The organism is Kocuria sp. TGY1127_2 (assembly GCF_013394385.1).
Classification (GTDB): Bacteria; Actinomycetota; Actinomycetes; order Actinomycetales; family Micrococcaceae; genus Rothia.
Window position 1 is genome coordinate 77,709 of the sequence record NZ_AP022834.1, and the last position, 18,951, is coordinate 96,659.

At 60.0% G+C, this 18,951-nt stretch carries 17 protein-coding genes; 12 read left to right on the plus strand and 5 right to left on the minus strand.

Translation table 11 applies throughout. The annotated features are described in order from the left end of the window. Window positions 1–21 precede the first annotated feature (21 nt). A complete protein-coding gene (locus tag sake_RS00360; protein ID WP_129358334.1) occupies window positions 22–1,428 on the plus strand; it encodes an O-acetylhomoserine aminocarboxypropyltransferase/cysteine synthase family protein in 1,407 nt (468 codons plus the stop codon). Further along, window positions 1,425–2,657, plus strand: coding sequence for a cystathionine gamma-synthase (locus sake_RS00365; protein WP_178945199.1), 1,233 nt, complete (start codon window positions 1,425–1,427; stop codon window positions 2,655–2,657). Before sake_RS00360 ends, sake_RS00365 begins: the two co-directional genes overlap by 4 nt. Window positions 2,658–2,679: 22 nt before the next feature. On the opposite strand, the gene sake_RS00370 is transcribed toward sake_RS00365, so the two are convergent. Together sake_RS00370 and sake_RS00375 are read right to left on the minus strand one after the other, a co-directional pair. Then, the gene (locus sake_RS00370; protein WP_178945200.1) at window positions 2,680–3,684 is read right to left on the minus strand and encodes a putative FMN-dependent luciferase-like monooxygenase; all 1,005 of its coding nucleotides are present in this window, start codon (window positions 3,682–3,684) and stop codon (window positions 2,680–2,682) included. Between the two features lie 68 nt (window positions 3,685–3,752). Next, window positions 3,753–5,000, minus strand: a complete 1,248-nt coding sequence (locus sake_RS00375; protein WP_129358337.1) for a glutaminase — start codon at window positions 4,998–5,000, stop codon at window positions 3,753–3,755. A gap of 121 nt (window positions 5,001–5,121) precedes the next feature. On the opposite strand from sake_RS00375, the gene sake_RS00380 reads away from it, so the two are divergent. From sake_RS00380 to sake_RS00415, 8 genes are all read left to right on the plus strand, one after another. Beyond that, window positions 5,122–5,628, plus strand: coding sequence for a DNA glycosylase AlkZ-like family protein (locus tag sake_RS00380; RefSeq protein WP_178945201.1), 507 nt, complete (start codon window positions 5,122–5,124; stop codon window positions 5,626–5,628). A 1,198-nt stretch (window positions 5,629–6,826) separates the two neighbouring features. Then, entirely contained in the window at window positions 6,827–7,258 is a 432-nt protein-coding gene (locus sake_RS13580; RefSeq protein ID WP_366150730.1) for a TOMM precursor leader peptide-binding protein, read from the plus strand. A 13-nt stretch (window positions 7,259–7,271) separates the two neighbouring features. Beyond that, window positions 7,272–8,051 (plus strand): hypothetical protein, encoded by a 780-nt coding sequence (locus sake_RS00390; protein WP_129358340.1) that lies wholly within the window; start codon window positions 7,272–7,274, stop codon window positions 8,049–8,051. Next, a complete protein-coding gene (locus sake_RS00395) occupies window positions 8,044–8,847 on the plus strand; it encodes a SagB/ThcOx family dehydrogenase (RefSeq protein ID WP_178945203.1) in 804 nt (267 codons plus the stop codon). The genes sake_RS00390 and sake_RS00395 overlap by 8 nt, the downstream gene beginning before the upstream one ends. Next, window positions 8,844–9,548: a CPBP family intramembrane glutamic endopeptidase gene (locus tag sake_RS00400; RefSeq protein WP_178945204.1), complete on the plus strand. Its 705-nt coding sequence runs from the start codon at window positions 8,844–8,846 to the stop codon at window positions 9,546–9,548. The genes sake_RS00395 and sake_RS00400 overlap by 4 nt, the downstream gene beginning before the upstream one ends. Window positions 9,549–10,656: 1,108 nt before the next feature. Further along, window positions 10,657–12,108 (plus strand): YcaO-like family protein, encoded by a 1,452-nt coding sequence (locus tag sake_RS00405; protein WP_178945205.1) that lies wholly within the window; start codon window positions 10,657–10,659, stop codon window positions 12,106–12,108. Between the two features lie 14 nt (window positions 12,109–12,122). Continuing rightward, window positions 12,123–13,040 (plus strand): ABC transporter ATP-binding protein, encoded by a 918-nt coding sequence (locus tag sake_RS00410; RefSeq protein ID WP_165000915.1) that lies wholly within the window; start codon window positions 12,123–12,125, stop codon window positions 13,038–13,040. After that, complete coding sequence (locus tag sake_RS00415) at window positions 13,037–13,789, plus strand: ABC transporter permease (RefSeq protein ID WP_165000916.1); 753 nt, start codon at window positions 13,037–13,039, stop codon at window positions 13,787–13,789. The genes sake_RS00410 and sake_RS00415 overlap by 4 nt, the downstream gene beginning before the upstream one ends. A gap of 424 nt (window positions 13,790–14,213) precedes the next feature. On the opposite strand, the gene sake_RS00420 is transcribed toward sake_RS00415, so the two are convergent. Continuing rightward, the gene (locus tag sake_RS00420) at window positions 14,214–15,737 is read right to left on the minus strand and encodes an MFS transporter (protein WP_178945206.1); all 1,524 of its coding nucleotides are present in this window, start codon (window positions 15,735–15,737) and stop codon (window positions 14,214–14,216) included. 84 nt (window positions 15,738–15,821) lie between these two features. Here sake_RS00420 and sake_RS00425 point away from each other — a divergent pair, with 84 nt between their 5' ends. Continuing rightward, the gene (locus sake_RS00425) at window positions 15,822–16,418 is read left to right on the plus strand and encodes a TetR/AcrR family transcriptional regulator (protein WP_129358347.1); all 597 of its coding nucleotides are present in this window, start codon (window positions 15,822–15,824) and stop codon (window positions 16,416–16,418) included. Window positions 16,419–16,434: 16 nt separating this feature from the next. Here sake_RS00425 and sake_RS00430 read toward each other — a convergent pair whose 3' ends face one another. Then, on the minus strand, window positions 16,435–17,109 hold the full coding sequence (locus sake_RS00430) for a TetR/AcrR family transcriptional regulator (protein WP_129358348.1): 675 nt from the start codon (window positions 17,107–17,109) through the stop codon (window positions 16,435–16,437). A gap of 113 nt (window positions 17,110–17,222) precedes the next feature. Here sake_RS00430 and sake_RS00435 point away from each other — a divergent pair, with 113 nt between their 5' ends. Further along, the gene (locus sake_RS00435) at window positions 17,223–18,140 is read left to right on the plus strand and encodes an NAD-dependent epimerase/dehydratase family protein (protein ID WP_178945207.1); all 918 of its coding nucleotides are present in this window, start codon (window positions 17,223–17,225) and stop codon (window positions 18,138–18,140) included. Window positions 18,141–18,190: 50 nt separating this feature from the next. On the opposite strand, the gene sake_RS00440 is transcribed toward sake_RS00435, so the two are convergent. Next, window positions 18,191–18,853 carry a GntR family transcriptional regulator gene (locus sake_RS00440; RefSeq protein ID WP_129358350.1) on the minus strand — a complete coding sequence of 221 codons (663 nt, stop codon included), beginning with the start codon at window positions 18,851–18,853 and terminating at the stop codon, window positions 18,191–18,193. Between the last annotated feature and the right edge of the window lie 98 nt (window positions 18,854–18,951).

The window sequence follows — 18,951 nt, forward strand, 5'->3', positions numbered from 1 at the left end:
CCCGCCTTCGAGGGGATCACGATGTCAGCTGATAACAACCCGGCACCCGGAATCGGTACGGTGCAAGTGCACGGGGGTACGGCCAATCCGCCGGCTGCCCGACCTGTGCATCCGCCTTTGTACCTGACGGCCTCTTACGAATTCGAGACGTTGCGCGACGCACGTGAATGCTTCGGCCAGAGAGAACCCGGATTCACGTACTCACGCACCGGCAGTCCTACGGTGGGTTTGCTCGAGCGTCGGCTCGCGGAACTCGAAGGGGGCGTCGGTGCCGTCGCCACCGCTTCCGGCCAAGCGGCAACAACGCTCACCCTTCTTGCCCTGGCCGGTCGATCAGGTCAGAGCGAGGACGGCGAGCCCCACCCGGAGATCCCCGCCGGCCATGTGGTGGCATCCAACCGAATTTACGGTGGCACTGCCGATTTGCTCAACGACACTCTCGCCGAGGCGGGCATCGAGGTCACGTGGGTCAACCCGCATCGACCCGAGGAATGGGAAAATGCCGTCACGGCGCGCACTCGCGCGTTCGTCGTGGAGTCCATCGGAAACCCGCATGCTGACCTTCCCGATATCCCCGCGCTCGCGGACATTGCGCATACCGCGGGCGCCGCCCTGATCGTCGACAACACTCTCGCGACGCCATATCTCCTGCAGCCCGGGAAATTGGGTGCCGACGTCGTAGTCCATTCCGTCACGAAATACCTGACCGGAAATGGAACGGCGCTTGCGGGAATCATCGTCGACACCGGCCGGCTGACCCCGAGCGAGGACGCCATCCGATGGCCGCAGCTTACGGCTCCGCGGAGGAGATTCGGGAACAGATCCCTGGTCGAGGGGCACGGCGATCACGGAGCGTTCCTCCACCTCGTTCGCGCACAATTGCTCAACGACTTGGGCCCGAGCCTGGCTCCGTGGAATGCGCAACAAGCCCTTGAAGGCATCGAGACCCTCGACATCCGGGTTGAGCGCCATTGCCGTGTGGCCGAGGAGATCGCGCGTCGACTGGCGACTCATCCTCGCGTGTGCCGTGTCCGGCATCCGAGCCTTCCTGGGTCGCCGGATGCGGCCATCGCCGAACGAGACTTTCCGCGCGGCACCGGAGCGGTCTTGTCCTTCGACATCGCGGGCAACACATCGCAGGTGGAGGAATTCTTCGACAATTTGAAGCTGTTCAAGCTCGCTGCCAACCTGGGCGACGCTCGATCCATGGCAACGCATCCCGCGTGGACCACCCATTGTCGTCTTACCCCCGAGCTCAGAGAGGCCGGGGACATCACCGAACAGACCGTTCGGCTGGCGCTGGGTCGTGAAGAGGTCGACGATCTCTGGGATGATCTCTCCGCAGCGCTCGGTTCCTTGTCCACATCCAGCCAGACCCTGAGCCGGGCGACGGCTCTCACGCGAGAGAAGGAGGCTGCTCAGGTATGACTGCAGTCGAAGAATCCACCGAGTTCAAGCCGGGACCCACAACCGATCGAGTGAATTCGACCCGTCCGGGGTTCAGAACGGCAGCCGTTCACGCGGGCCAGGAACCGGACCCTCACACCGGCGCCGTGATTCCTCCCATTTACCAGACGTCGACCTTCACCCAAGACGGAGTGGAGACGCTCAAGAGCGGATATGAGTACTCGCGAGGGGGAAACCCCACTCGGAGTGCTTTGGAGGTCCAGCTCGCGGCCGTCGAAAACGGTACACACGCCTTCGCTTTCGCTTCAGGGATTGCTGCCGAGGACGCCCTGTTGCGTGCGACCTTGCGACCGGGGAACAAAGTTGTGGCCGGGGCGGAGACCTACGGAGGAACGCACCGACTCCTCAGCCAGTTGTATGCCCGATGGGGAGTCGAAACGACCTTCGTGTCGCCTCAACAGACCGATGTGCGGGACCGGATTCTGTGCGATCCGGAAGCACGGGTTGTTTGGTTGGAGACGCCGACGAACCCATTGCTGACCATCGTGGATATCCAGGAATGGGCGGAAGCAGCCCATGCCGGAGGCGCGTTGTTGGTTGTGGACAACACCTTCGCTTCACCGGCGTTGCAGAATCCGCTGACGCTGGGCGCCGACGTCGTGGTGCATTCGACCACCAAATACATCGGTGGTCACTCGGACGTGCTGGGCGGAGCCCTCGTGGTCGGCGATGCACTGTGGGAAGATCAACCCCTGGCCGATCTCCTGCAATTCCAGCAATTCGCTGGGGGTGCGGTGGCAGGTCCCCAAGATGCGTTCCTTACCGCGCGCGGTCTCAAGACCCTGGGGGTTCGGATCCGGCAACATTGCGAGAACGCCCAGACGGTCGCCGAGTGGCTGCGGGAGCATGAAGGCGTGGAGCGCGTGTATTATCCTGGCCTCGCCGATCACCCGGGTCACGCTGTAGCCAAACGGCAGATGTCAGGGTTCGGAGGGATCGTATCGTTCCGCGTCAAAGGTGGAGAGACCGCGGCGCGGAAGGTCGCGGAGTCCACGGACGTCTTCGGTCTGTCCGTCAGCCTGGGCGGTGTTGAATCGCTGATCTCCCATCCGGTGACGATGACCCACGGCTCCACGAGGGGCACGCCGGAGGCCCCACCGAGCGACGTCGTGCGGCTCTCGGTAGGCATCGAGGATGTCGAGGACCTGATTTCCGACCTGGAGCGGGCCTTGAACCGATCCGGTGAGTGACGCCGTGCCCGTCCCGAGGACTTCAGATTCCGAGGGCGGGCGCGACTTCGGTTGCCAGCAGCTCGAGTGAGCGCAGGGTCTCCTTGTGAGTCGCCGGCGCGGAATGGACCTGGAAGGCGACCTGGGTTGCGTAATCCCGGACGACGACGTCGTCCCGAAGGCGTGCCACGATCTCATCCGGAGTGCCGAGGTAAGTGTCCGTGGCAACCAGGAGTTCCTCATCGGAAAGGCCCGAGGTGTCATACCCCACCAGGCGATCGGCTTCCCCGCGGCGAAGTTTTTCTGCCGTTCGGCGGACCAAATCCGAACGGTTTTCCTTGTCTACCGCGATGGCCGTCCGAGAAGCCATGACGCGAGGAGCCGTGCCTTGGGGAAGTTCGGCGAGGTACGTCTCGACCACCGGCACCTGAATCTCACTCAGCGGCGCATCCGTTCTGCCTGGCCGGGGCTGAGTTCGGGAGAGCATGAGCCCGTCCCCTCGGGAACCTGCGATACCCGCCCCGAAAGAGCCGAAACTCGCCTGCCACAAACGGTCGAGAAGTCCGGGCGCGGCGGGGTACAGCCTGTTTCCGCCGTCGATCTCTCCCCCTCGCCACAAGGTTTCCAAAGTCTCGAGATGGGAAGCGAAGATCTCGCCTCTGTCTTCGAAGGACCGTCCGAACGCCGGGAAGGAACGCGGATTTCCGCCCGAGCCCAGGCCGATCTGGAGCCTTCCGCCGGACAGAGCGTCCACCACGGCGGCGTCTTCCGCGACCCGAACGGGATCTTCCATGGGCAGTGTGATGACGCCCGTAGCCAGGTGAATGCGGGCGGTCCGTTCCGCCGCGGCAGAAAGCAGGACTAACGGCGAGGGCAACCCGCCTTCGTTCTCGTGGAAATGATGTTGGGCAACCCATGCGCTGTGGAATCCCAGACGTTCCGCGGCGTCGATCTGCTCCAAGGCGGATGTGTACCGCTCTTGCGGGCTCACGTCTTCGAGGAGTCGAGTGAAGAACCCGAGGGTCTTCTTGCGTGTTTTCTCGCTCATGAACAGCCTTTCTCGTGAGGGGCTACTCGAAGGTCGTCGGTGCGGTCCCAGAAAGACCGGTCCCGAGGCTACGTCGTCTCCCGCTGAATCGGATAGGTATTTCCGCCCAAGTCCGGGTCGGGGAGGACATCGTCGGGGTCGATGAGTTCGACGCGGTGCCCGTCTGCCGTGAGGCGCCGCAGGCCCTCGAGGAACATGCGCCGGGCCATCTCGTCCAGTCGAGTGACTTTGGTCAGGTCAAAGACCATGGTCCCCGGATCGCATTCCAAGTTTGCCATGCGGTGGAGGATGGCCTCGGCCCCCGAGAACTGGATGACCCCCTGGAGACGGACTACGGTCTCATCCTCGCCTTCGCTGACCGAACGGATTGTGTTCGAACCGAAAATTCCGGCGTCGAGCAAGTGGAGGCCCATGTCCTGGGAGAGTTTATTGAAGACATTGACTCCGCGGACGCTGTTCCCCTTGGAATCCAGTCGTGGGGAGAAGACTCCGATGCCGACCTGGCCAGGCAGGACGCCGAGGATCCCGCCGGAGACCCCGGATTTGGCAGGGATGCCGACATCCGAGAACCAGGTTCCGGAGGCGTCGTACATTCCGGCGGAGACCATGACGGCTAGGACCTGCCGTGCGACTTCGCGACTCGCTACGCGCTCGCCGGTGAAGGGGTGCAAGCCGCGGTTGGCCAGAGTGGCGCCCATGACAGCCAGGTCCCGCACATTGACCTTGATAGCGCACTGCGCGACGTATCCGGCGACCGCTTGGTGGGCGTGCTCCTCGAAGACGCCTAAATTCCTGAGCATGTGCGCCAGGGCGAAGTTCCGGTCGGCCGTTTCCAGCTCGGACCGGAAGACGGAATGATCCATCTCCAGCTTGCGCCCTGCGAGACGAGAGAAAAACTCGACGGTGTGGTCGGCCCGTTCCTCGAGCGAGGATCCGGCGTCGGCGAGCATACTGTGAATCGTGATGGCACCAGCATTGATCATGGGATTCTTCGGCCGGTTCGTGCCTTTTTCAAGAGACAGCTCATTGAAGGCCTCGCCCGTGGGCTCCACGCCGACCTTGGCGGCGATGGCCTCCAGGCCACGGTCCGTGAGCGCGGCGGCGTAGGAGAAGGGCTTGGAAATCGACTGGATGGTGAACTCTCGTTCGTCCTCGCCCACGGAATAGGTGCGACCGTCGATCGTCGTGAGGGCGATCGCGAAAACGTCCGGATCGGCTTTGGCCAGTTCTGGAATGTAATCGGCGAGTTCACCCCCGTCCATGTCGGTCGTCTCTTTGTAGAGCTGGTGCAGGTACTTACGTACGGGTGACTCCAAGGGTTCCTTTCGGGATCGGTGCGGGTTCAACGTTTTACGGAGGATGTTGGCCTGTCACGAGCCTATTTCATCGGGTGGGGGGGGGCGGCGCCCGGGGGAGCAGTGCCGTGCCTCTGTGACCGTGATCCAACCGGGGGGGGGCGGGCTGGGGAGAGCCGCGGTCAATGACGTCGGGGACTATTTCCGCATCCCTGGCGACGTGGACGTTGCGGCCGTAGCCGACGACGCCGGATACCAGCGCATACGGGTTGAAGGATCCAAGGGTGTTTGGTTCGTTGACCCGGAAGCGCTTGCTGAGGTGACGGAAGGTCAGTCTTCCGGGCCGTCGTTGGCCGTGACGGTGTTGTCTCCCTTTGACTCCCTGATCAGGACGCGGGCGAGGCTGCGTGACGTGTTCGGAAAGCATTGTCTTTTGGAAGCCTACAAGCCGTCTACGGCGCGGGAGTTCAGGTATTTTTCGATGCCCATCCTGGCGGGGCGCCGGCTGGTCGGCCGGGTCGCGGCACGGGCGAAAGCAGGGGCCGTGGAGATCGAGAACTTCGAGTGCGATGCCGAAGTGTCCGCCTTCGCCATCCGTTCGGCGGCGAAAACCCAACTCAAAACGTGGACGATGCCTGTTCGTGGGTGAAGCCTTCCCTCATCTGAGCTGATCGCCCTACGCCGATTCCTTCCGGGCCCCTAGTTCGGCCGTCGGGGTTCTGTGCGTTTCCGGGTTGAATGCGGCGCAGATCTCGGAGAAGACGGCGACGCCGCTCCCCTCCGAGACCATTCCCTGAGCGGCAAGGTGACAACGGCGACCAGGCTTACCGCGCGGATGAACGTGAGCCTGGCCGCCCGGCCGCAGAGCGTAACGATGCGTAATGTACAGATTTTGAAGAACCAGCTATTAACATACGGCTTACCTGAAGTACTTAGGTAACACCCGGCCAATACTAAGGGAAGGATAGCTTGTGCAGGTTTCAATCATTGGATCCGATGCCCTCCGTTCTGCTTCTAGCCTCATACCGGCTGCTGCCTGCTGTAGCTCGTGCTGTCACTGCTGGACATGTAGTTGCTGCTGTTGTTCTGCGGTTGGTGGCGCAGAAGCGGCATGTTCCACGCTAGACGCCGCGGAACTGACCGGTGGACTCCTAGCTGTCGCGTAGTGCCAGTGCGCCCGCTGCCATTGCGTACTGCGGGCGCATTCGGTCTTGTTTTTCATTCGTAAGGGTCACATCGACAACTCGTCGGTGGTGGCCTTGCGGCACGGCCATTGAGAGAAGCAGGAAAAAGTGGGTCATCGGTATTCCCTCATTCCTTCAGCAACCTACATACCCCAGTCACCCCATGAGGTTCTTGTCAAAGGGGGAGCCCTCGAGGGGTTCAGTTTGTTGATTAACGATCCTCTGCGACGAGGATTGACTGCGCGGATTGTTGCAGAACTGCGCCATTCGGCGCGGAGCGCTGAAGAATTATCCAAGGATCTTCGAGAAGAAATAGGGGTCGATGACCTGAAATCAATGCTTCTCGAGATGGAGTCGGGTGGCGCTATTGAGCGACTTGATGACGAATCTCTGCCGGAGAGCGACGGAGCTTGGACAACCTTCGTTCGTTACGGTGAGCTGCCGGATCCGAGGCTCCTGTCCGAATTAACCGTCGCCGCTGAAATAGATGCGAGCCCATTTCTTCAGGTTGCAAGTTCGTGGGGCATACCGTTGCGTCTCACGAACCCCGAGGACGTGGGTTTGGGTGACATTGAACCGGTCGCCGACACTCCCCCGCACAGCCCTGATGCACCTCGCCAGGGCATAGTGTTCATCGGTGAGTCCTATGCACGTACTGGGTTGATGATCTTCAATCGGGACGCAATAAGGAACCGACTTCCTGTGTTTTACGCCAGCATCGATGGGTCGGACTACACCGTCGGCCCTTACGTTGTCCCTGGAAAAACAGCGTGTATGTGGGAAACAGAACGACAGTGGGCTCGTTCAAGCGCAGATCGGGAACAGTACGAGACTCTGTTGCGTGTAAGACAGCGTGGGAATTCAGATGCGGTATCACCGTCCCGCGAGCATAAGCATGTCGCAGCAGAGGCGTTTGCGGCCACCCTCGCACCCGCATTGCTTGAACTTTCCCTGAGGGGTACGAGTAGTCGCGGGGGCGTGGTCCTTCATGGTCGAGCAACCACGTCAGAGCTTTCGAACCACTCAGTGATGCGTCTACCACGGTGTCCGATCTGCATGCCAATGCAACCCATGGCACGAAACCCGTTGTACTAAGTGGAGACTTATCATGCATGAAGATGAGAGAGTCCTCAATGAACAGGTTTCCCTCTGCGCCCGGAAAACCCCCGATGCGGTATGGCTTGAGAGGATGAACGATTGGGATCCCGTCGCACGCCTGGGAGACACTTTACTTCAGAACGCCCAGGTCACTGATCAGCCGGTGCGATCAACGCGACTGATTCCGGCTGAATCGGTTCGGGAGATCGGACAGTGGCTGGCGGATACCTTGCATAAACCTTTCGCGGGTTCAGGCCCAGGAGGTCCGGAAGGGCATGGCGCTCTGAGTGAAGACGACGTGGCACGGATTCTCGGTTTCTCCGTTAAACAATTTCCTTTGCCTTACGAGGAATGGCGAATGTCGACCGAGATATATCTGGTCGTTGGCAGGATCTGTTACGTCCTCATGAATCAGCAGTTCGTCCGGTACCGTGCCTTGAGCTCAGATGACCTCGGACAGCTGTTCTCGCAGAGAGTGGCGCCTTTCGGTACTTTCGACGAGGGGACAACTGGTGCGATTTTGATCGTCTCCAGTGTCCCGGGGCGCCTTGCCGCTTTCGGTGGTTTGCGAGGTTTTCGACGAGCACTTCTCGAAGCAGGTGTTGCTCAGGAATGGCTTAAGACTCGGTTGTCGCGCTCAAACTCCGTCTGGTGGGATTGGACCACTGAGTTCTACGACGATGCGCTCTGCTCAGTCCTTTCCCTCGATGGTGTGGAGCGGGCCCCGATGTGTCTGGCTTATCAACGGGATTCAGGCATGTGCAAGACGGAAGGAACCGTCAATGCATGAGAATGATGCGTTTGACCGGTCCGCTCGCCTGGCCGAGTCACTAGAGATCATTGCTCGCGAAAACGACATTGACCACGAGACCATGACAGGAAAGATCCTGCATATGGTCACCGGTTTGGTCTCAGAGCCGAAGTCATCGTTTCCGACACCACCCACCTATCGCCGGGTCATTGAGGGCGAATCCGTTGCAGGACCCGGTCCCAAAATGCAGTCGAGCCACGGATTCTTCGACGTGGTGAAGGCGCGGGCTTCGCGGCGAGATTTCGGGGATTCTCCGCTCTCCCTGGATATTATGACTTCGATACTGGCCTGGACTCTGGGGCAACGTGAAGAAACGATAGCTTACGACTGGCGTGGTGCTCCGCTCCGATATTGTGCCTCTGCCGGAGGGCTGGCCTCGGTAGACGGTTACTGTCTTGCGCTTAACGTGAACGGTCTCGCAGAAGGCAGTTATTACTACGACTATCAGCGGGGGTTAGTCCAGACATTTATCGGGGCAGTAACTGAAAAAATCGCGGCCGCGTTGCCTTCGATGACTTGGCTGGAGAAAGCCGCCGCGATAGTTGTGCTGGTCGGCAACCCGGAACGGGTGGACCGAAAATACGGTGTTATGGCTTCAAAACTCTGCTTGACCGACGCGGGTGTCGCGGCCGGTCATCTTGAGTTGGTGGCTACGGCGTTGGAGACCCGTGCCTGCATTCTCGGTTCATTGCCTGTAGCCCTGCTGTCCGAGACTCTTGTTTTGGAACCAGAACAGATTCCCTTGGTAAGTATTGCGATTGGATCCCGTACATGATGACGGAGCACTTCATTGGTATTATTCCGCTTGCCGCACCAGTTATTCAGATCGCTGCGATGGGGTTCATCGGATACCCGGTAGCCCGTCGCCGGCCCGGGGGGATGGAGAAATTCAAGAGCTCCGGATTCATATGGTGGATCGGGACACTGGCGGTCATCGCCGTCGTAGGATCGATAGCACAGGGTGAAAGCCGTGCATTTCACTTCCCCTCTCTCCATGAGCCATCCATAGTGCGAATCCTAGGTGGGGCCGCGTCGGCGTTTGTGGTCAGTGTTCTCATTGAGCTTGTGGCTGAGAGGCTATTCTTTGGACGTCGTGACGACCTTGCCCGAAGGAAAGCTGCTGAAAAATATGAGGGTGCCCTTCCTGTGTGGGCGCGACAAGGCGTGAACCAGATTGCCCTCCTAGCCCTCGTGGCAGTTCTTGAAGAGTACATATTTCGTTCTTTGGCCCTGGGCTCCATGTGGCATATTTGGGACCTTCCTAAGAGTGTCGCTGCTGGCCTGGTCGCTGTAGTCTTCGGTATCTCACACTGGTATTACGGATTCAGGCAAATCGCTATCAAGCTGATAGTAGGCTCAGCTCTCGTCTGGGCTGCACTCTTTGGGGGATGGATAGCCGCTGCTCTTGCGCATCTCGCTCTGAATGTCACCCTGTCGATCATCGCGTCAAGGCGGTCAGAGTGCCGGAACCTATAACGATTCACGCTAAACGTCTGTTTGATGGAGACGCATGGCACGAGGACGTCACAGTGATAGGGGACGAGCGGATTCACCACATTCGACAGGGGAGATCACCCGGTGCGATGTCGGTTCCGTTGGTCCTTCCGGGGCTTGTAGATTGTGGGGTTCGACCGGAAGGCTACGTTGCGGGACCGGTGACGGGAACAACAGTTCGATCTCCTGAGGAAGCCTTTGTCTCCTTGTGTCTCGCCTATGGCGTAACTTCGGTTGTCGATGTGGGATCATCCTGGGAAACCAGTCAGTGGTTCCAACGTCACGGCGGAATCAACTATCTGGCCGGTGGGCCGAGGATTTGTCGCCGTGCTGCGTCTCGTAGCGATATTGAGGTATCGGACAATGAGGTCAACGATGTTGCTGAATGGTTAGTCAGCGCTGGATCGGGTTTTATCTCGCTTGAACGGGAAGTCAACTCTACATTGGGGGAAACCGTGCCCCGTGTAGTTAGCCGTGACCGTGACGGAGTGACTCTCCCTGGACTGGAGATCGAGCGGAGAGGGGGGACGTGGTGGGCTCCTCAATTACTGGCTAGACAGCTCTGGTCGGTTGAAGGGCTAGCCGCGCGAGGGGACTGCACGGAGGCACGAGCTTTTCTGCCTTACCTTGAAAACTTTGCTGGAGAACAAAATTTTATTGCTAAGCGCGCGGCTCGACATGTCCTGAACCGAATGTATGGTTCACGCCCTGCATTGGATGCCGTGAATGAGCCTGAGGGAATGCTTCCGTGCGAGCAAGGAATTTTAGCGTCCTCAGCGGCAGGGTGGCCCGGGGTGATACCTGGGCGGTCCTTGTGGGAGGAAATGGGCCTGCTTGAAATGGCCTATGGTGCGGATACCGCTCTCTGCGCAGCCACAGGAAACGCATACCGTGCATTCCCTGAGCTAAACGCGGGGAAGCTAACCCCCGGATCTCGGTTCGACGCTCTGTTGGTTGAAGCACCTACCTGGTCAATTTCCAATGCTCGACACCATGTGCAGGAGATTGTCGTGGGCGGATGTCGGCGTTCAATGAACGAAGTTCAAGAGGATGTGCAGCGAAGGACGCAGCTATCAGACGAAAGGAAAGTATGAGGATCACGGCCATCCCCGAAAACCCCGGTGCGACTTTCCCGGGAGTCGTCGAAGGGAACTCGGTGGCATCCTTGCGTGACATGTTGCGCCACGTCACTCCACAGTATGGACCCATTCTGAGAGCGAGTTCGTTTTTGGGGTCTGGAGAACCAGCAGGAGGTGGCTATGCCGGACACGCGGAGCTAATAGATATCGACGGCCTTTTGCAAGACGTGTACGGGCAGCCGTCCATGGAACCGGGCGTCAACGATACCCTCTTCGGCGGAGGCAAGGGGTTTGCCATCGCGGACGTTACTTTGTCGACGCTTGGAGAATCGCTCGAACGTGTGGTCGCTGGACTGGTGGCGACGGCTCCGGAAATGCCGAGCCGCCGTATCGTTGGCTCCTGGGATGACCTGGAGGATATGGGACTTCCGGCCCTGGACCCTGAGGCGGTCTCGCTGTTCAGCGAGTGGCAGTACGCTACGGAAGGGTTTCTTTATGCCCCTTTCACTCGAGAAGTGCCTGTCCAGTGGGTCCGAGGCAGACGATTGGTCTCTCGCGAAGACATTTGGGTCCCAGCGCAGCTGGTCGACATGGTGCACATTTTCGACCCCGGTGAAGAGTTGGTGGGGTACCCGGTCTCGGGAGGGTTGTCGTGTCACGTCTCCTACAGGGACGCGATCTATCACGGCCTCACCGAGGTCATCGAACGGGACGCAGTCAACGTGTCGTGGTACACCTCGAATCCACCTGATGTCGTAACTCTCGATGCAACGACTCGGGGCCTCTTGGGCGGATTTGCGGATCGCCTTGAACACGATCACTCGCATGCCTTCTTGCTACGACACCCGTCTGACGTGTGCAGTGCGAGCACATTCAGCTTCGTTGGGCTCCAGAACTGGTTGTCCAGACGGCGCTATTGCGCGGGTGGGGGATGCGACCTCAGCGCTTTCACTGGCGTCAGGAAGGCCGCAGCTGAATTCGGACAGACGCGTAGCACCCTGAGCCTAGCCAACGTGGCCCCAGGCTCCTCCGTCGGGCGCAGCGTGCGCACGATGTTCGACTGGGACGAAGACCGTCATCTCAGCGAGATGACGCTATTTTTCCAAGCGATCGGGTTCTACGGTTTGGAGCAAAACGCCCGTCATCTGGACCACTATTTCAAAGGCGAGGAAATAGCGGGTGAAGAACTCTTCGACATCGAGCAACGGCACAGAAGCAAGCTATCAACGGCGGAGCGGTTGGAGATCCTGACCGACGAACTCAGCCAATCGGGAATTGACCCGATCATTCTTGATTACTCGCATCCTGACTGGAAGAGCCTGAGCGTAGTTAAGGTTTTCGTTCCGGAATTGACGACGCCATTTCTCCAGTCGCGTCCGATGCTGGGGCACCCCAGGTTGTCCAACGTTCGCGCCGACCTCCGTCAGGAGGACGGCCAGGTCCTGCCCCTCCCGTATCCGTGATGGAAGAAACGACCATGAATAACGTCATCGAACTCTCCGGCGTCACCAAAACGTATCAAGGGCGCGAGGTTCTGCACGGTGTGGATTTGTCGGTGACCGCAGGGAGCACGTACTTTCTGGTAGGCCCGAACGGCTGCGGAAAGACCACGACCGTCGAGTCCCTCGTGGGGCTTAGGACACCGACCAGAGGAAAGATCACAGTGCTCGGCAAAGCCCCGGGCGACCCGTCCCTTCGTCCGCGCATCCGAGTGTGTCTTCAAGGTGGCGCAATTCACCCGCAGGTCACTGTGCGTGAGCACTTCGACTACCTTGCTGCCCTCTATGGTCAGGGAACTGACTCGGTTGAGACCATTGCCGAGCAATTCGTCATTCAGGATCTCCTGAAACGGCGATACGGGAGGCTCAGTGGCGGTCAGCAGAAACGCGTTTTGGTAGCCGGGTGTCTGTTCGGGGATGCGGACCTGATCGTGCTTGACGAGCCAACGAGCGGTGTCGACCTGGAAAGTCGTCTTTCCCTGTGGGAGTCGTTGTCGAGGGCTATGCAGGGAACCTCGACGACGCTTCTTGCAACCACTCACGACTTGTCCGAAGCCGAGGATTACGCGGACAACGTCATCATCATGAGGGACGGCAGGATCGTGGCGGATGGTTCGGTCACCAACCTTATTCATTCCGCTGGGTTGGTGGGTGTGGTCTCGATGCCGGCCTCCGTTCTGGGCCTACTGCCCGACGAGGGCGCCTCGGCCCGCTCAATATTGAGTCGTGATCGAGGGACTGCCCTGGTGGGGTACACCGACGTCGACGTCTTGCGGCGCGAGATCCAGGCCTTGGATGCCGCGCATGGGGCCGAGGTGCGTGAGCGGTCGCCGCGCCTTTCCGACGTGTACTTGCATACTTATCGATGCCCGAATGGACTAGAGGAGAAACAATGAAGCCGTTTCTTTTGCAATTTCGGAATCAATCTCTCGGTTTCGTGAGAGAACCGGTGGCTTCGGTATTCAATCTCGTGGTCCCGTTCGTCATCGTCATGGTGCAGGCACTCGCTTTCGGGGATGAAATCATCGGGGACGAGCTTCCCGGATACCGAGTCGTGGACACCTTGGGCGTGAACGCGGGGGTTATATTCACGATGATTGTCGGGCTCTTCGGTATGGGTGTCGGGCTGGCCTCGATGATCGAATCTCGTGTGCTTGCCGGCTCCAGTCTTCGCCCCGGTGGTCCGGGGCTGATGATGGGTGCCTACGCCGCAGTTTTGTTGCTTATGGTCCTTTTGGGTTGGACGGTCTCATATCTTGCGCTGAAGTTGGGTTGGCAGGTCAAGCTCCCGGTGGCTCCATTGGCGGCGTTGGGAGTGGCTGCGCTCGGCGTCGCCCTGTTTCTTGCCCTTGGCGTGTGCATCGCCGCATTGGCCGGTACCCCGCGCGGATCCCAGGCGATCTGCTCGGTGATTTTCTTCCCGTTCTTGTTCCTCTCCGGGGTCCTCTTCCCAACCACCTCATTCCCCCAAATACTGCGGGAAATCGCCGCGTGGCTTCCTGGTTATCGCCTCACGGAAGCACTGGCTCCGTTCTGGATCGAGGGGCAGGATATCGATTCCGGCAGCGTGCTCTACCTTGCCGTCGTATTGGTACTGGCGGTGATTCTGGCCCGCGTGCTGATGCGGCGTCGAGAGGACGTATAGGTCGAATACGACGCCGAGGTGTCCACCTCCGCCATCCGTTCGGCGGCGAAAACCCAACTCGAGAAGTGGACGATGCCTGTTCGGCTTGACCCGAGGTGACTCATCCTATTTTCCGTTCTCCCGCTTGCTCAGAACGGCAAATACGGAGTTCATGAGCGCGGAATATGCCACGAGCGCGAAGTACTGAGCACGCGGAAACCAAAGCCCGCCAGAGCATGTCGTCTATCCAGAAATGCAACGCCAGCATGATGAGACCGAGGGAAATCATGACTTCAATGAGTCCGAAAGGCGTTTCAGGGCCGTATGGCGGAGAAGATCCTCAAAGGACCCGCCGTTGACAATGAAGAGTAGGGACAAGACGCAGCACGTGAGTATCTGAGTGGCAATGGATGAAACGCTGACGCTTGTGTCGCCCGAAGTGCTCCTAGGACTTCGCGTCGCGGAGAGTCCGCAGGGCGATGATCGCCGCAGCGATCATCAGCACGACGCCGATGCCCGAGGTCAGCGCCACACCTGAGTCGAAAGCAGAGCGAGCGGACCTCAACAGTGCGTCCCCTGCGGGGCCCCCGATCTGGGAGGCGACTTCGGTCGCACCCCCGAGGGTTTCCCTCGCGGTGCTCCTAGCGGATTCGGGAACCTCTGAGGGCACCGTGACGTTGGTTCGGTAGGCGGCATTGAGTATCGACCCCAATACCGCGGTGCCGAGGACGGCGCCGGTTTCGTAGGCAGTTTCCGAGATCGCGGAGGCCGCACCGGCTTTGTGCGCCGGGACCGCGGCCAGAATGAGGTCGTTCGAAATGGTTTCCGCGGCCCCGATTCCGGCGCCAAGGACCACAAAGGCCAGGATCAGACCCAAATCCGATCCCGCCGGACCCGCGACGGTCATGATTCCGAACCCCACGGCATTCAGGGTCAGCCCGCCGGCGACCACGTGCGACGGCTTGAAACGACGAACTATCGGTACCACGGCCAGTCCCGCGACGATCGTGGCCGCGAGGCCCGGGATCAAGACGACGCCGGCCTGCATCGGTGTCATTCCGCTGATGAGCTGTAGATGCTGGGAGACGAAATACAAGAATCCGACGAGGGAAAACACGCTCAGCAGGTTTGCACTGACCGCACCTGAGAAAACGGAGTTGGTGAAGAGGCGGACGTCCAACATGGGGTCGTGCCGACCCAGTTGGCGGCGGACGAACCAAATGCCCGAACCCACCGCCACGACGAGGCACAGCAAGGCGTCGATCCCGAAGCCGTCGCTCGCGAACGCCTTGATGCCGTAAACCAGGGGCGTCATGGTCGCCATGACCAGGAAAATGCTCGGAATATCGATGCGGCCTGGGTTCGGGTCCTTGGACTCGGGAACCAGAAGCGGACCGAAGACGAGGAGCGGTACAAGCATCGGTACGGCCAAGAGGAAGATTGAACCCCAGTAGAAATGTTCCAAGAGGAAACCACCCAGAATGGGGCCGAGGGCAGCGCCGCCGGAGAATCCTGCCGCCCAAATGGCGATGGCTTTCCGGCGTTCATTCGGTTCCACGAAGATATTGCGGATCAGCGACAGGGTGGCCGGCATAAGCACCGAGCCGAAGAGCCCCATGGCGGCCCGTGCTGCGATCAACCAGCCCGGGCTCGGGGCGAAGGCCGCGGCGACCGAGATGATAGTGAACCCGGTGCTGCCTATCAGCAAGAGACGACGCCTACCTATGCGGTCGCCCAAACTCCCCATCGGAACCAGAAGACCCGCCAGAACCAGAGAATATACGTCGACGATCCACAACAACTGCGTTCCAGTTGGGTTCAGGGCTGCCGAAATGGGCGGTAATGCGAATGCCAAGACTGTGTTGTCCACCGCAACCAGAAGAACCGGCAGCATCAGGACGACGAGCGCGATCCAACGGCGGTCGTGCAGCGGCGGAGGCCCGGCACGGCGCTTTGAGGCGGTGGACATGACTTTTCCCTTCACGGCACGGCAGTAGATGACGATTACTGTACCGTCTGGACGGTTTAGTGCCAAGACAGTATGGTCGACATCATGAGTGCCAAAAGTCGTGTCCTGGATGCCTATGAATCGATCCTGATTTCCGAGGGGGAGCGCGCGGCGACGATGGACGCAGTTGCCGCTCGTGCCGAGGTTTCCAAAGGGGGACTGCTTTATCACTTCAAGGACAAGAATTCCCTCGCCGACGGGTTGATCGAGCGGCTCCTGGAATATGCCGCGGACGACAACGCGGCAATGCGGGCGTCCCCGGAGGGCCCCTCCAGATATTACGTGCGTTCCTCGGCCTTTTATCTCGGCAACGAATCGAGCCATGGTGCACCCATTGATCGCACGTTTGTCGCGGTTTTGAGTTTGGGGCAAGAGGCCCAGCCCAAGGCGCGTGAAGCGATGAGTCGCATCCACTCGGACTGGTACAACATCATTCTGGAAGAGGTGGGGGAGCCTGTGATTGCCTCCGCGATACTTCTGATCGGCGATGGCCTGTACTACAACGCTGCGCTCGCCGGCGGATCGGTCGATGGCGTGCTGGCCCCCGCCCCGGAAACCGCCCTCGGGGTTTCGTTGGTCAGTTCGCGAGGCCTCGAAGATCTTCTGGAGGTAGTGGACAGGCTCAAGGGCAACGCCAGCTGAGCAAGGTGCCCTGGTCTTAGGCGGCACCGAGTTTTTCGGTGAGCGAGTCGATCATTCGGCCCATGATCTCCGTCCCGTGGCCGTCCAGTCCCGGGCCCAATTGCCCAAAAACTTCCATACTGATGCATCCCACGATGCTTCCCCACGCTTCTATTCCGAATGCGGCGTGAGTTGCAGACGCATCGATTCCCAGTCCGGCGAGCTCGAAATCGAGACGCTCCGCGAATTTCCTGCTGGGCTCGGGATAGCGGAGTTCGGCTGCTGAAAAGATACTGAGGAACATCCCGATCACTCGCGTGCCCGGACCTGTTGTCCTCTCGGCCGGTGCCGCGTACCCGGGAACGGGGGAGCCATAGATCAGAGCCCATTGTTCACGGTGTTCCACTGCCCATTCACGCATCCCGAGAGCCAGAGCCCGAAACTGTTGTGCGGGCGCTTCCGATGCTTCGATCTTCCCCTCCACGTGGTCGGCCAGGGAAGAATAGGAGTCGATCACGAGCAGTGTGAGCAGTTCGTCCCGGCTGGCTACATATCTGTACACCGCGGACGAGACGACGCCGATTGTCCGCGCCACTTCGCGCAAAGAGAGGTTTGCTGCTCCTCGGGAAACGAGCTGTTCTCGACCTGCCGCGATGATGGCCGACTCCATCTGGGCTCTGGACTCTGCCCTGGATTGATGTGGGGTGTTCATGGTTTCAGTGTGCCATTTTCAATAACCGAGAGCACCGCTCTTGTTTAGTGTCGGCCTTGAGAATAGTCTGGTGTCATCAAACAGAGAGCAGTGCTCTCGGAAGGGTGGTCATCATGAAATTTCTCGTCACCGGCGCGGGGCAAATCGGTTCGCAACTGGTCTCGGATCTGGTTGCGGGCGGTCACGACGTCGTTGTATTGAGGCGTCGGGATTCGCCGGTGGAGGGAGCTGACGTCCTCAGCGGGGACGTATTGGACGGCCGATTGCTCCGGAAGGCGATGGCCGGAGTCGCGGCAGTCTTCCACTGCGTCCACACGGCCTACGACGCGAAAAAGTGGAAGGAATTCCTGCCGAGTCGCGAACGGGCGGTCATGGACGCTGCGGCAGATGCGGGCATTCCCGTGGTTTTCCCCGAATCGGTCTACGGCTTCGGAGACCAGTCGGTCGATCTGCCGGAAGGGGCCAAGCTGAGTCCGCGCAGTCCGTTGGGCGAGGTCAGGGCATTATTGTTGACCGCCCGAGAACAGCATCGGGCCCGTACCGTCAGTGTTGTGGCGTCGGATCTCTGGGGGCCGACCGCCTTGCCTGCGACGTCGGTGGCCCATCTGGCCGTGCTTGTCCCGCGTCCTCAGGGCAAGCGGGGTTATGCGTTGGGGAATCCGAGCCTCCCGCACACGCTGACGTACATCCCGGACCTCACCTCCGCGATGATTTATTCGGCGATGCACGCAGGGGCACTCGCTCCCGCCGGCGACCGAATTCTTCACACTCCTTCACCGGAAACGGGATCTTTGGAGGATCTCAACGAGCTGGTTTCCCTGCGTTCCGGCGTGCGGTACAAAAGGCTCCTTCCCGTACCGAACGTGTTGCTGAGGACTGCAGGGTTGGTCAGTCCAATGATGGCGGAATTGAAGAATCAGGCATATCTCTGGAACCGCCCCGCGATTCTCCGGTCGGGGGTTCTCGCCGAAGAACACGGTCTCAAGGCCACTACCTTTGAGGCGGGCCTCGAGGCGACCAGAACCCGATAGCGAGACTCTCGCATCCGGGTATCGGCCCTCGGGGTGGCGTTCGTTTGCATTCAGGACGGTCGTGTGGCGGAGAAGGCTCCGCCGTCCAACATGGTTTCGAGCATATGCACCCGAGCCCTTTCGATGCCCGCGGTCACGACGTCCCTTATCTCTGACTCGTCGCCGCTGCGTATGGCGTCGATGAGCCGCCCGTGGTTGACCGCGGTATACGGCTTGCCGAGTTCCTTGCGCAGGTTCAGGAATCGCTCGATTTCCTCATTGAGGGCGGTGACGGTTCGCAAGAGGACGGGTACGCGGGCCAACTCTGCGATGCGGACATGAAAGATCCGGTTTGCTTCGTTCCTGGCCGTGCTGTCGGAACCGGCACTCACCGTTGCTTCGCTCAACGTCTCGAGATCATCGAGTTCCTCGGTGGTTGCGCGGCGGGACGCCAGGATTGCAGCCTCTGGTTCGAGCAGTGCCCGTAAACGGTACGTATCCTGTGCCTCTGTGAAATCCACGCTCTTGACGAAAGTACCTCGGCGGGGAATGACCACTACCAAGGCTTCACGCTCAAGGAGATTGATGGCCTGGCGGATTGGCGTCTTGCTCATGTCGTATTTCTCGGCGAGCCATGCGTCCACGATGACCGCGCCCGGACGCAAGTTGCACTGGATAATGTCTCGCTTGATCGCCTCATAGGCCCGATCCGCCATCGACATCTGACGCTCCATGCCGGCCTCCGTTCCGCCTTTGTTGACTATTGACTTCCTTAAGGCCCTAGTCTAGCGTCTATCAGAAATATCACGGGAATGTCACCGTGATCTCAGGT

Coding starts and splice junctions, on each gene's coding strand:
- sake_RS00370 (WP_178945200.1), bottom strand. CDS start 3,684: ATGAGCGAGAAAACACGCAAGAAGACCCTCGGGTTCTTCACTCGACTC.
- sake_RS00425 (WP_129358347.1), top strand. CDS start 15,822: ATGAGTGCCAAAAGTCGTGTCCTGGATGCCTATGAATCGATCCTGATT.
- sake_RS00365 (WP_178945199.1), top strand. CDS start 1,425: ATGACTGCAGTCGAAGAATCCACCGAGTTCAAGCCGGGACCCACAACC.
- sake_RS00395 (WP_178945203.1), top strand. CDS start 8,044: ATGCATGAGAATGATGCGTTTGACCGGTCCGCTCGCCTGGCCGAGTCA.
- sake_RS00400 (WP_178945204.1), top strand. CDS start 8,844: ATGATGACGGAGCACTTCATTGGTATTATTCCGCTTGCCGCACCAGTT.
- sake_RS00405 (WP_178945205.1), top strand. CDS start 10,657: ATGAGGATCACGGCCATCCCCGAAAACCCCGGTGCGACTTTCCCGGGA.
- sake_RS00410 (WP_165000915.1), top strand. CDS start 12,123: ATGAATAACGTCATCGAACTCTCCGGCGTCACCAAAACGTATCAAGGG.
- sake_RS00435 (WP_178945207.1), top strand. CDS start 17,223: ATGAAATTTCTCGTCACCGGCGCGGGGCAAATCGGTTCGCAACTGGTC.
- sake_RS00420 (WP_178945206.1), bottom strand. CDS start 15,737: ATGTCCACCGCCTCAAAGCGCCGTGCCGGGCCTCCGCCGCTGCACGAC.
- sake_RS00440 (WP_129358350.1), bottom strand. CDS start 18,853: ATGGAGCGTCAGATGTCGATGGCGGATCGGGCCTATGAGGCGATCAAG.
- sake_RS00360 (WP_129358334.1), top strand. CDS start 22: ATGTCAGCTGATAACAACCCGGCACCCGGAATCGGTACGGTGCAAGTG.
- sake_RS00390 (WP_129358340.1), top strand. CDS start 7,272: ATGCATGAAGATGAGAGAGTCCTCAATGAACAGGTTTCCCTCTGCGCC.
- sake_RS00415 (WP_165000916.1), top strand. CDS start 13,037: ATGAAGCCGTTTCTTTTGCAATTTCGGAATCAATCTCTCGGTTTCGTG.
- sake_RS00430 (WP_129358348.1), bottom strand. CDS start 17,109: ATGAACACCCCACATCAATCCAGGGCAGAGTCCAGAGCCCAGATGGAG.
- sake_RS13580 (WP_366150730.1), top strand. CDS start 6,827: ATGATCTTCAATCGGGACGCAATAAGGAACCGACTTCCTGTGTTTTAC.